The sequence below is a fragment of the Pseudomonas pisciculturae genome, assembly GCF_015461805.1.
In the GTDB taxonomy this organism is placed as follows: Bacteria; Pseudomonadota; Gammaproteobacteria; order Pseudomonadales; family Pseudomonadaceae; genus Aquipseudomonas; species Aquipseudomonas pisciculturae.
On the sequence record NZ_JACVZE010000009.1, the window covers coordinates 97,668 to 110,003 of the forward strand.

12 protein-coding genes are annotated in these 12,336 nt (G+C 61.1%); 10 read left to right on the forward strand and 2 right to left on the reverse strand.

All coding sequences use genetic code 11. The annotated features are described in order from the left end of the window. Entirely contained in the window at positions 1-591 is a 591-nt protein-coding gene (locus ICY20_RS22920; RefSeq protein WP_159955926.1) for an LON peptidase substrate-binding domain-containing protein, read from the forward strand. On the opposite strand, the gene ICY20_RS22925 is transcribed toward ICY20_RS22920, so the two are convergent. After that, on the reverse strand, positions 588-1,904 hold the full coding sequence (locus tag ICY20_RS22925) for a bifunctional DedA family/phosphatase PAP2 family protein (protein ID WP_194938657.1): 1,317 nt from the start codon (positions 1,902-1,904) through the stop codon (positions 588-590). The two genes, ICY20_RS22920 and ICY20_RS22925, sit on opposite strands and share 4 nt — an antisense overlap. A 139-nt stretch (positions 1,905-2,043) precedes the next feature. After that, entirely contained in the window at positions 2,044-2,727 is a 684-nt protein-coding gene (locus tag ICY20_RS22930) for a DNA-3-methyladenine glycosylase (RefSeq protein ID WP_159955930.1), read from the reverse strand. A 175-nt stretch (positions 2,728-2,902) separates the two neighbouring features. Between ICY20_RS22930 and ICY20_RS22935 the strand changes: the two genes are divergently transcribed. The 9 genes from ICY20_RS22935 (at position 2,903) to ICY20_RS22975 (ending at position 12,261) form a co-directional block, all read left to right on the forward strand. Then, positions 2,903-4,168, forward strand: coding sequence for a glutamate-5-semialdehyde dehydrogenase (locus ICY20_RS22935; RefSeq protein ID WP_159955932.1), 1,266 nt, complete (start codon positions 2,903-2,905; stop codon positions 4,166-4,168). Further along, on the forward strand, positions 4,168-4,812 hold the full coding sequence (nadD, locus tag ICY20_RS22940; protein WP_017528942.1) for a nicotinate-nucleotide adenylyltransferase: 645 nt from the start codon (positions 4,168-4,170) through the stop codon (positions 4,810-4,812). The genes ICY20_RS22935 and nadD overlap by 1 nt, the downstream gene beginning before the upstream one ends. A gap of 69 nt (positions 4,813-4,881) precedes the next feature. Next, positions 4,882-5,376, forward strand: a complete 495-nt coding sequence (rsfS, locus tag ICY20_RS22945; RefSeq protein WP_065924878.1) for a ribosome silencing factor — start codon at positions 4,882-4,884, stop codon at positions 5,374-5,376. A 9-nt stretch (positions 5,377-5,385) separates the two neighbouring features. Then, positions 5,386-5,853, forward strand: coding sequence for a 23S rRNA (pseudouridine(1915)-N(3))-methyltransferase RlmH (rlmH, locus tag ICY20_RS22950; protein WP_003176297.1), 468 nt, complete (start codon positions 5,386-5,388; stop codon positions 5,851-5,853). Between the two features lie 15 nt (positions 5,854-5,868). After that, positions 5,869-7,767: a penicillin-binding protein 2 gene (gene mrdA / locus ICY20_RS22955; protein ID WP_159955934.1), complete on the forward strand. Its 1,899-nt coding sequence runs from the start codon at positions 5,869-5,871 to the stop codon at positions 7,765-7,767. Between the two features lie 31 nt (positions 7,768-7,798). Then, the gene (gene rodA / locus ICY20_RS22960; protein ID WP_163001978.1) at positions 7,799-8,902 is read left to right on the forward strand and encodes a rod shape-determining protein RodA; all 1,104 of its coding nucleotides are present in this window, start codon (positions 7,799-7,801) and stop codon (positions 8,900-8,902) included. A 17-nt stretch (positions 8,903-8,919) separates the two neighbouring features. Next, complete coding sequence (mltB, locus tag ICY20_RS22965; RefSeq protein ID WP_122512526.1) at positions 8,920-9,930, forward strand: lytic murein transglycosylase B; 1,011 nt, start codon at positions 8,920-8,922, stop codon at positions 9,928-9,930. Next, a complete protein-coding gene (locus tag ICY20_RS22970) occupies positions 9,930-10,925 on the forward strand; it encodes a septal ring lytic transglycosylase RlpA family protein (RefSeq protein ID WP_159955936.1) in 996 nt (331 codons plus the stop codon). The genes mltB and ICY20_RS22970 overlap by 1 nt, the downstream gene beginning before the upstream one ends. A gap of 178 nt (positions 10,926-11,103) precedes the next feature. Next, positions 11,104-12,261 (forward strand): D-alanyl-D-alanine carboxypeptidase family protein, encoded by a 1,158-nt coding sequence (locus ICY20_RS22975; RefSeq protein ID WP_159955938.1) that lies wholly within the window; start codon positions 11,104-11,106, stop codon positions 12,259-12,261. Positions 12,262-12,336 lie beyond the last annotated feature (75 nt).

Genomic DNA, 12,336 nt, shown 5'->3' on the forward strand with positions numbered 1-12,336 from the left:
ATGAGTCTGGCGCTGTTCCCGCTCAATACCGTGCTGTTCCCTGGCTGCACCCTCGATTTACAGCTGTTTGAGGCGCGCTACCTGGACATGATCAGCCGCTGCATGAAAAAGGGCGAAAGCTTCGGTGTGGTGTGCATCCTCGACGGCAGTGAAGTGGGCGCGGCCCCGGACGGCTACGCGTTGATTGGTTGTGAAGCGCTGATCCGTGACTTCAAGCAGCAGGACAACGGCCTTTTGGGCATTCGTGTCGAGGGTGGTCGGCGGTTCCGCGTGCGCGATGCCGGTGTGCAGAAGGACCAACTCCTCGTGGCCGAGGTGCAATGGCTGGAAGAGTTGCCCGATCAAGCGTTGGAAGAAGAAGACGCCGACCTGCTGGCCCTGCTCCAGGCGTTGGCCGAACACCCCATGGTCGCCTCGCTGGACATGGGCAGCCACGCCGATGGTCAACAGGCCCTGGGCAATCAACTGGCCTATCTGCTGCCGTTTACCGAGGCCGACAAGGTCGACCTGCTGCAACTCGACGACCCGCAGCAACGCCTGGATGCGATCCAGATGTTGCTCGACGAGTTGCAGGGTGAGTTGTTCACTTAATAGGCATATCGCAGCAAGGCGTGGGGCGTGCCAGTAAAGGCGATGAAGCCCAACACCGCGACAACGGCGGGTAATACCAGCCACCAGGCTTTTTGCGACATCGGTGGTAACGGGCTACGGTGTTGGATAACGGTCAGGCTGAACGCACACACCGCCATTGCCAATAAGGTACCGGCCAAAATGTCCGTCGGCCAATGGGCGCCCAGGTAGACCCGCGACAGCGCAATGAACGCCGCAGGGATACAGCCCAGCAGCAGCCAAGTCATGCGCAGTCGCGTCGGTTGACCGCAACCGGCGAGTACCGCCAGCGCCAGAAAAAACGCGAATGCCCCCGACGCATGCCCACTGGGCATGCTGAAACTGGTCAGTGGGTCTGTAAGAATTTCCGGGCGACCACGTGCGAAAAACAGCTTCGTGCCGGTGTTGATCACCGCTGCGCCCGCCAGTGTGGCGCCCACGAACAGTGCATGCCGCCATTGGCGTGCCAGCAACAAAAGTGCAGTAAATATGGCGCTGGCGACGAACATTTTCTTGAACTCACCCAGCTGCGTCACCATCACCATGGTGCGATCCAGCCAGGCACTGCGGTGTTCCTGCACCAAGGCGCTCAGGCCCTGGTCGAAATCGTTGAGGTGCGGGTAGCCGATAAACAGTGCGATCAACAACGTCAGGCTGGCGCAGCCGATCCACAAGGTGGCGCGACGATGGCCGCGCAGGCCGCTGTTCAAGCTCAGGCCCAGCAAGACCGCGATGCACGCGGCGACAATCCCCGCTTCCGGCCAGAAACCTTCCGGCAACGGCAGGCGGAACGCAGCCCCGGTGGCCCAGCCCGGCAGCAAGTAGGCCACCGTCCAGCCGGCGGCGGCCAGAATGCTTACGGCGGCGAAGCGTGGGAAGGGCATGTCGCACATGCCGGCTACCATCGGCAGCATGGGGCGCAGCGGGCCGATGAAGCGTCCTACCAAGAGGCTGGCAATGCCGTACTTGTGGAAGTAGGTTTCGGCGCCGTTCATCCACTCCGGATGGTGGCGCAAGCCGGGCAGGCGGCGAATGTTTTGGTGGAAATGTCGGCCAAGAAAGTAGGAAACCCCGTCGCCCAGCAAGCCGCCGAGAAAGCCCAGCAACAGGGTCTCGCTCAACGACAACGCGCCGCTGCCAGCCAGGGCTGCTATCGCAAATAACAACACCGTGCCCGGCACGATCAGTCCGGCGATGGCCAGGCATTCCACGCAGGCGACGATAAACACCGCCACCGCGAGCCATTGTGGGTTCAGGGTCAGCCAGCCGGTAATGCTATCGAGCCATGGGCCCATACACTCAACTCCATCTTAAAATGTGGGAGGGGGCTTGCCCCCGATAGCGGTGGGTCAGCCAAACATCCCTTCACTGGTACACCGCCATCGGGGGCAAGCCCCCTCCCACATGGGGTTCGCTGTGTTGCGGCGAGCGGGTTCACAACAAAAAATAATCCCGGCCTTCGACCTGGCCCCGGCGCAGCGGGTTCCGTGTGCAATAAGGCGCATATCCCGCATCCACAAAGCGGTACATCAAGTGCTCATCGCGCCCGCTGGGAATGCCCAGGCGGGTGGTTTGGATGATCTGAACCGGTGTCTGGCCCACATCTTCAACGTACAGCGACTCCTGATCGAAGCGCTTGGCATCCCACACCGGCACTTTCAACCCCAAGGCCTTGCACAGCAATGTCTGGCCAGCACACAGCTTTTGCGACGGGCGCGGGCTCCCATTGGTCGCCGGGTTGTTCAACAGCATCTGCGCCAGGCTCGCCGGGCCGGACAATTCATCGACCCACGGATAAGCCGATTTGATCAACACGGCATTGCCTGGCCCCTGCGCGCTGAAGTTCAGCGAATCACCGCCACGGGCGTAATACATGTAGATGTGACCACCATCCAGAAACAAAGCCTTACGCTTTTCTGTGTAGCCGAGTGAGGCATGACTGCCTTTTTCGGCCACGTAATAGGCTTCGGTTTCAATAATTCGCGCCGAAAGCCAGATTTCGCCGACGCGATGGCGTATGACTTTTCCGAGCAAATCGCGCGCAAGTATTTGCGCGTCACGGTCGAAGAAGCTGTCGGGCAAGGCGCTGGCGGGGCTTTGGGGGGCAGGAGTGGGCATGGCGGTCAGGGGTTAATACGGCTAAATGTGACGGAATAATAACAACTCCCCGCTTAATTACGGCTGAACGCCATGTTTTTACAGTTCATTTCGACCATCCGCCCCTCACCGCTGTCAGTCGAGCGGCGTCACAGCTATAATCTGCCGCTTTCCTCCCTGCCAAGACTCCCTGACCATGACTGAGTCCGTTCTTGACTACATGACCCGCCTGGGTCGCGCTGCCCGTCAGGCCTCGCGGTTGATCGCCCGTGCGAGCACTGCGCAGAAGAACCGTGCCCTGCTGGCGGCCGCCGATGCTCTGGATGCCTCGCGCTCCGAGCTCACCGCCGCCAACGAGCAAGACCTCGCCAACGGCCGCGCCAATGGCCTGGAACCGGCCCTGTTGGACCGCCTGGCGCTGACCCCGGCACGTATCGACGACATGATCGAAGGCCTGCGTCAGGTGGCCAAGCTGCCTGACCCCATCGGTGAAATCCGCGATATGCGCTACCTGCCGTCCGGCATCCAGGTGGGCAAGATGCGCGTGCCATTGGGCGTGATCGGCATCATTTATGAGTCGCGCCCGAACGTGACCATCGACGCCGCGAGCCTGTGCCTCAAGTCTGGCAATGCCACCATCCTGCGTGGCGGTTCCGAGGCGATTAATTCCAACCGTGCCATTGCCGCCTGCATCCAGCAGGGCCTGGCGGTGGCCGAGTTGCCTGCCGAAGTGGTGCAAGTGGTCGAAACCACCGACCGCGCCGCCGTTGGCGCGCTGATCACCATGCCCGAATTCGTCGACGTGATCGTGCCGCGCGGTGGCAAGAGCCTGATCGAGCGCGTCAGCCGCGATGCCAAGGTGCCGGTGATCAAACACCTGGACGGCGTGTGCCACGTGTACATCGACATCGCCGCCGACATCGACAAGGCGATTCGCATCGCCGACAACGCCAAGACCCACCGCTACGCGCCGTGCAACACCATGGAAACCCTGTTGGTGCACGCCGGCATCGCCGAGCGCGTGCTGCCGCCGCTGGCTGCCATCTATCGCGACAAAGGTGTGGAATTGCGCGGCTGCGTGCGTACCCGTGCGCTGCTGGGCGCAGACGTGATCGAAGCCACCGAGCTGGACTGGTACACCGAGTACACGGCACCGATCCTGTCGATCAAGCTCGTTGATGACCTGGACGAGGCCATCGAGCACATCAATACCTACGGTTCCAAGCACACCGACGCCATTGTTTCCGAGCATTTCAGCGATGCACGGCGCTTCCTCAACGAAGTGGATTCCGCTTCGGTGATGATCAACGCCTCGACGCGCTTTGCCGACGGTTTCGAGTACGGCCTGGGCGCAGAGATCGGTATTTCCACCGACAAGCTCCACGCCCGCGGCCCGGTAGGCCTTGAAGGCCTGACCAGCGAGAAGTACGTGGTGTTTGGCGACGGTCACGTGCGCACTTGATGGCTAAACGCATCGGGCTGCTCGGCGGTACCTTCGACCCAGTGCACATCGGCCATTTGCGCAGTGCCCTGGAAGTTGCGGATGCCCTCGCGCTGGATGAGTTGCGCCTGACCCCCAATTTTCGGCCGCCGCACCGCGATACACCGCAGGTGTCGCCGCAACAACGCCTGCAAATGGTGCGCCTTGCCGTTGAAGGCATACCGCCGTTGGTGGTGGACGACCGTGAGCTCAAGCGCGATAAACCGTCCTACACTGTTGACACCCTGGAGCTGATGCGCGCCGAGTTGGCCGCTGATGACCAGTTGTTTTTGCTTTTGGGCTGGGACGCATTTTGCGGCCTGCCCTCTTGGCATCGCTGGGAGGAACTCCTCCAGCATTGCCACATCCTGGTTTTGCAACGCCCGGATGCCGACAGCGAACCGCCGGATGCCTTGCGCAACCTGCTGGCCGCGCGGTCGGTAAGTGACCCCTTGGCCCTGACCGGGCCGAACGGGAATATTGCATTCGTCTGGCAGACCCCGCTTGCGGTGTCTGCCACCCAGATCCGTCAACTGCTGGCCAGCGGTAAGTCGGTACGTTTCCTGGTGCCTGACGCGGTCCTGGCCTACATCGATGCGCACGGGCTTTACCGTGCGTCGAACTGAAAAGGCGCGCTTGAACGCACGAACAATCGTGCAGCGAGCGCCCGAACATACGAGCAAAACGAGTTTTATATGACGAACAAAGACGTAAGCAAAGTTAAGCGCAAAGGCACCTTCAAAAGCGCCCCGCTGCCAGTAGAAGCCCACGTTGGTCCTGAGCTGGCTGGCGAAGCGCTGGTAAAAGTCGCCGTGGCTGCCCTGGAAGACGTAAAAGCCCAGGACATCCAGGTGCTGGACGTGCGCGACAAGCAAAGCATCACCGATTTCATGATCATCGCCACCGGTACTTCGAACCGTCAGATCGGCGCGATGCTCGACAAGGTCCGTGAAGCCGTTAAAGCCCAAGGCGTGAAGCCACTGGGTGAAGAAGGCAAAGGCGACAGCGACTGGGTGCTGCTGGACATGGACGACGTGATCGTTCACATGATGACCTCCAACGCCCGTCAGTTCTACGACCTGGAACGTCTGTGGAAAGGCGCCGAGCAGAGCCGTGCCGCCGACGGCAAGCACCACAGCCCGGAAGTGGGCCATGCGCACTTCGACAAGCTGAACAAAGACCAGGAATAAGGAACGGCTGTGCGCCTGCGTCTGATTGCTGTCGGTTCACGCATGCCCAAGTGGGTGGAAGAAGGTTGGCACGAGTATGCCAAGCGTCTGCCCGCTGAGCTGTCGCTGGAACTGGTAGAGATACCGCTCAATACCCGGGGCAAGAATGCCGATGTGGCGCGCTTTATCCGTCAGGAAGGCGAAGCCATGTTGGCCAAGGTCGGCCCCAACGAGCGCATCGTTACCCTTGAAGTGCACGGCAAACCCTGGAGCACCGAGCAATTGGCGGTGGAGCTGGATCGCTGGCGCCTTGATTCGCGCACCGTCAACTTCATGGTGGGCGGCCCCGAGGGGCTGGCGCCGGAAGTCTGTGCGCGGGCCGATCAGCGCTGGTCGCTGTCGGCGCTGACATTGCCGCACCCGTTGGTAAGGATTCTGATCGGTGAACAGCTGTATCGCGCCTGGACAGTCCTGTCCGGGCACCCTTACCACAAATAGTCTGCGCCCCTTTCGATGACCCAGCCGATCCGCATCAAGGACCACGAGAAAGACGCACGTCTGGTACGCGCTCGCGTGGTATTTGGTGCGTTTTTGGTGGTGGGCCTGATCGGGGTGTTGATTGCGCGCCTGTATTTCCTGCAGGTGATCCAGTACGAGTATCACTCCACGTTGTCGGAAAACAACCGGGTGCATGTGCAGCCGATTCCGCCGACCCGGGGGCTGATCTTCGACCGCAATGGCGTGGTAGTGGCAGACAACCGGCCAAGCTTCAGCCTGAGCATGACCCGCGAACGGTCTGGCGACTGGCAGCAGATCCTCGATGTGATCGTGGAGGTGCTGCAACTGACACCGGAAGATCGGGTGATCTTCGAAAAGCGCATGAAGCAGGGGCGCCGGCCTTTTGAGCCGGTGCCGATCCTGTTTGAGCTGACTGAAGAGCAGATCGCACGGATCGCGGTGAACCAGTTCCGTTTGCCGGGTGTGGAAGTGGTGGCGCAGTTGGTGCGGCATTACCCGCAAGGGCCGCACTTTGCCCACTCCGTCGGCTACATGGGGCGCATCAACGAGAAAGAGCTTAAAAGCCTCGATCCGGTGAATTACAGCGGCACCCACCATATCGGCAAGACCGGCATCGAGCGTTTCTACGAGCCCGAGCTGCACGGCCAGGTGGGTTACGAAGAGGTCGAGACCAACGCCCGTGGCCGCGTGCTGCGGGTGCTCAAACGCACCGACCCGGTGCCGGGCAAAGACATCGTGCTGAGCCTGGACATCAAGCTGCAGGAGGCCGCCGAGATGGCCCTCGGTGGTCGACGTGGCGCCGTCGTTGCGTTGGACCCGAAAACTGGCGAAGTACTGGCGATGGTCAGCCAGCCAAGCTTCGACCCCAACCTGTTCGTCACCGGCATCAGCTTCAAGGCCTACGCCGAGTTGCGCGATTCCATCGACCGGCCGTTGTTCAACCGGGTGTTGCGCGGGTTGTACCCGCCGGGTTCGACGATCAAACCGGCGGTGGCGATTGCCGGCCTCGACGCAGGCGTCGTGACCGCATCGAGCCGGGTGTTCGACCCGGGCTACTACATGCTGCCCAACTACGATCACAAATACCGTAACTGGAACCGCACCGGTGACGGCTATGTCGACTTGGACACCGCGATCATGCGCTCCAACGACACCTATTTTTATGACCTGGCCCACAAGCTGGGCATCGACCGCCTGTCTGCCTATATGGGCAAGTTCGGGCTTGGTCAGAAAGTCTCTTTGGATATGTTCGAAGAATCCCCTGGCCTGATGCCATCTCGGGAGTGGAAACGCGCAACCCGTCGTCAGGCGTGGTTCCCGGGCGAAACCCTGATCCTTGGGATTGGCCAGGGCTACATGCAGGCCACTCCATTGCAGTTGGCCCAGGCCACGGCACTGGTGGCCAATAAAGGCATCTGGAACCGCCCGCACTTGGCCAAGACCATCGAAGGCGAAAAGCCGGTGGATGACAACCCGATCCCGGACATCGTGCTGCGTGACCCGTCCGACTGGACCAAGGTCAACCATGGTATGCAGCAGGTGATGCACGGTGCCCGTGGCACCGCGCGCAAGGCCGCGATCGGTGCTCAATACCGCATTGCCGGCAAGAGCGGTACCGCCCAGGTCGTCGCGATCAAGCAGGGCGAGAAATATGACCGCACCAAGGTTCAAGAGCGTCACCGTGACCACGCCTTGTTTGTCGGCTTTGCCCCGGCGGATGACCCGAAAATCGTCGTGGCGGTGATGGTCGAGAACGGTGAGTCCGGCTCCGGCGTTGCCGCGCCTGTGGTGCGTCAGATCCTCGACGCCTGGCTGTTGGCCGACGACGGCCGGCTCAAGCCCGAATATGGCGGCCCCCCTTCAAGCACCGAGGTTACGGCCAGTGAAGAGTAATTTTGACCGCATCCTCTCAAGCGAAGATGTGATGCGTCGCCGTGCGACGTTGTTGCAGCGTATGCACATTGATGGCCCGTTGCTGATCCTGCTGCTGACCCTGGCGGCCGGCAGCCTGTTCGTGCTGTATTCCGCCAGTGGCAAGAACTGGGACCTGCTGATCAAGCAAGCCTCGTCGTTCGGCCTGGGCCTGCTGTCGATGGTGGTGATTGCCCAATTGGAACCGCGCTTTATGGCGCGCTGGGTGCCGCTGGGTTACGTTGCTGGTGTGTTGCTGCTGGTGGTGGTGGACGTCATGGGCCACAACGCCATGGGCGCGACCCGCTGGATCAACATTCCGGGGGTAATCCGCTTCCAGCCGTCGGAATTCATGAAGATCTTGATGCCGGCGACCATCGCCTGGTACCTGTCCAAGCGCACCTTGCCGCCGCAGCTCAAGCACGTGGGCATCAGCCTGATGCTGATCGGCGTGCCGTTCATTCTGATCGTGCGCCAGCCCGACTTGGGTACATCGCTGCTGATTCTGGCTGGTGGTGCATTCGTGCTGTTTATGGGGGGCTTGCGCTGGCGCTGGATCCTCAGCGTGCTGGCAGCCGCCGTGCCCGTGGCCATCGCCATGTGGTTCTTCTTTATGCACGACTACCAGAAGCAGCGAATCCTGACGTTCCTCGACCCTGAGAGCGACCCGCTAGGCACCGGCTGGAACATCATCCAGTCGAAGGCGGCCATCGGTTCGGGCGGCGTGTTCGGCAAGGGCTGGCTGCTGGGTACCCAATCGCACTTGGACTTCCTGCCAGAAAGCCATACCGACTTCATCATTGCGGTGTTGGGCGAAGAGTTCGGCCTGGTGGGCATTTGCGCACTGCTGCTGATCTACCTGCTGTTGATTGGTCGTGGCCTGGTGATTACCGCCCAGGCGCAGACGCTGTTCGGCAAACTGCTGGCCGGTGCCTTGACCATGACGTTTTTTGTTTATGTTTTCGTCAACATCGGTATGGTCAGTGGCCTGCTGCCGGTGGTTGGGGTGCCGTTGCCATTCATTAGCTACGGCGGAACTTCGCTGGTGACATTGCTGTCAGCGTTTGGGGTTTTGATGTCGATTCATACGCATCGCAAATGGATCGCACAGGTTTGAATAAGGTGAAGATGTCAATGCAAGTAATGCGCGGCTGGGCGACTCGGCATGCGTCCTGGATGGGCCTGATTGGCCTGCTGGGTGCAACGCAAGAGGCGCAGGCCGGTGACTACGATGGTTCACCCCAGGTCGCCGAGTTTGTCGGCGAGATGACCCGCGACTACGGTTTCGCCGGTGAACAACTGATGGGCGTGTTCCGCGAGGCGCAGAAAAAACAGGCGATCCTCGACGCCATCTCCCGGCCGGCCGAGCGCGTCAAACAGTGGAAGGAATATCGCCCGATGTTCCTCACCGACGCCCGCGTGGCCCGTGGCGTGGATTTCTGGCGCCAGCACGAAGCCGTGCTGGCCCGCGCCGAGCAGGAATACGGCGTACCGGCCCAGGTGATCGTCGCAATCATTGGCATCGAAACCTTCTACGGCCGCAATACCGGCAGTTATCGAGTGATCGACGCGTTGTCGACGCTGGGCTTCGATTACCCGCCACGCGCCGACTTCTTCCGTAAAGAGCTGCGCGAATTCCTGCTGCTGGCCCGTGAAGAGCAAGTCGACCCGCTGACGCTTAAAGGCTCCTACGCTGGTGCCATGGGCTTGCCGCAGTTCATGCCGAGCAGCTTCCGCGCCTATGCGGTGGATTTCGACGGCGACGGCCATATCAATATCTGGAGCAACCCCGACGACGCCATCGGCAGCGTGGCCAGCTACTTCAAGCGCCATGGCTGGGTAGCGGGCGAACCGGTGGTGATCCGCGCCGATGTCACCGGTGATCGCGCCGATGAAGGCTTGACCCAGGGCATCGAGCCGGCCAAAACGGTCGGGGAGTTGCGGGCGCTGGGCTGGTCGAGTCAGAATGCGCTGCCTGACGATATGCCGGTCACGGCGTTTCGCCTCGAAGGCGAAAACGGCCCTGAATACTGGATGGGCCTGAAGAATTTCTACGCAATCACGCGTTATAACCGCAGTGTGATGTACGCCATGGCCGTGCATCAGCTGTCAGACATGCTGGTCCAAGCACGGGGCAACAAGTAATGCGGGTATCGCCGATCAAACAACCGCTCAAGCTGGTGGCGTTCGCCGCGTTGTCCCTGCTGATCGTCAGTTGCTCCACCAGCCGTGCTCCGGCCCAGAAGGGCGGCACCGCCGTACGTTCCCAGCCGGGCCTGGACATCAACCGCGCTCACAAAGACGGCGCGCCGTGGTGGGATGTGGACGTCTCGAAGATCCCGGATGCCACGCCGACCCTGCACACCGGGCCGTACAAGGCCAACCCGTATACCGTGCTGGGCAAGAATTACTTCCCGCTGCAAGAATCCAAGACCTACGTGCAATCGGGTACGGCGTCCTGGTATGGCACCAAGTTTCATGGCCAAAACACCGCCAATGGCGAAGTGTATGACTTGTATGGCATGAGCGCGGCCCACAAGACCTTGCCGCTGCCCAGCTATGTACGGGTGACCAACCTGGACAACAACCGCACCGTGATCCTGCGGGTCAACGACCGTGGGCCGTTCTATTCGGACCGCATCATCGACTTGTCCTACGCCGCTGCGAAGAAACTCGGCTACGCCGAAACGGGCACAGCGCGGGTCAAGGTCGAAGGCATCGACCCGGCGCAGTACTGGGCCCAGCGTGGCAAGCCGGCGCCGTTGATGCTTAACGAGCCGCAGACCCAGCAGCCACAAGTGACCGCTTCCACCGGCAAGATCGAACAGTGGACGCCGCCACCGGCACAGCACGCGCCGGATACGGTGGCCGTGCCCCGTGCAGCGCCTGGCGCTTCGATGGCTGGTGGCCAATACCTGCAGGTCGGCGCATTCGCCAACCCGGATGCGGCAGAACTGTTAAGGTCCAAGCTCAGCGGCATGGTCAGCGCGCCGGTTTTCATCAGCTCCATCGTGCGTAACCAGCAGACCCTGCACCGCGTACGCATGGGCCCGATCGGTTCGCCAAGTGAAGTCGCCCAAGTGCAGAACAGCGTGCGCATGGCCAACCTGGGGCAACCCAGCGTGGTCACCGCCGAATAAAAAAGATTGATGGTTCTGGCTCGTGCGCGGGCTTGAACTGTGGTTGTTGGCTCGTTGAACAATAAAAACCCAGGGGCAAGGGGTGAGCGGGCAACCGAACACGTGACAGTCTGCTAGCGGGCTGTCTGAATAGTTTTGCCCGCGAGGGCAAGTTTCCATAAGCAATTTCGAGAGACGGATGAACATCACCACCTTAGCCAAACGCACGTGCCTGCTTCTTTCGCTGATCATCACCCCGGCCGCCTGGGCGGTTGAAATGGTGCCAGCCTCCCCGCAACTGGCTGCCAAGGCCTGGGTCCTCATGGATGCCGCCAGCGGCAACGTGTTGGTCGAGAGCAACGGTGACCAGCGTCTGCCCCCAGCCAGCCTGACCAAGCTGATGACTGCCTACATCGCGACCCTGGAAATCCGTCGCGGCCAGATCGGCGAAAACGACCCGGTTACCGTCAGCGAAAACGCCTGGCGCACCGGCGGTTCGCGGATGTTCATCAAGGTGGGCTCGCAGGTAACTGTGAGCGACCTGCTGCACGGCATCATCATCCAGTCCGGTAACGACGCCAGCGTGGCCCTGTCCGAGCACATCGCCGGCAGCGAAGACGCGTTTGCCGACATGATGAACAAGACGGTCGCCGACCTGGGCATGACCAACAGCCACTTCATGAACCCGACCGGCCTGCCAAACCCTGAGCACTATTCGTCGGCTCACGACATGGCGATCCTGGCCCGCGCGATCATCCGCGTTGACCCGGTGCACTACGCGATCTACTCCCAGAAGGAATTCTTCTGGAACAACATCAAGCAGCCTAACCGTAACCTGTTGCTGTGGCGCGACAAGACCGTCGATGGTCTGAAAACCGGCCACACCGACGAGGCCGGCTATTGCATGGTGTCATCCGCGGTACGTGACGGCCAACGCCTGATTGCCGTGGTATTTGGCACCAACAGCGAGCAGGCCCGTGCGGCCGAGACGCAAAAACTGCTGACTTACGGCTTCCGTTTCTTCGAAACCCAGACCTTCTACCAGAAGGGTGCAGAGCTTGCGACCGCGCCGGTTTGGAAGGGTGCTACCTCCCAAGTCAAGGCCGGCCTGGCTGAAGACCTGACCCTGACCATGCCTAAAGGCCAGCTGAAAAAGCTCGCTGCCAGCATGACCATGAACCCACAATTGGTTGCCCCGATTGCCAAGGGTGACGTGATCGGTAAAGTCGAAGTGAAGCTGGACGACAAGGTGGTGCACAGCGCCGACCTGATCGCTCTGGACGCCGTCGACGAAGGTGGTATCTTCCGCCGCGTGTGGGATAGCATCCGTCTATTCTTCTACGGCTTGTTCAACTGATACAGTGCATCTGCAAGGCCCCGCGTTGAACAGGCGCGGGGTTTTGTCGTCGCCAAGGCATACGCTTACGAGGCC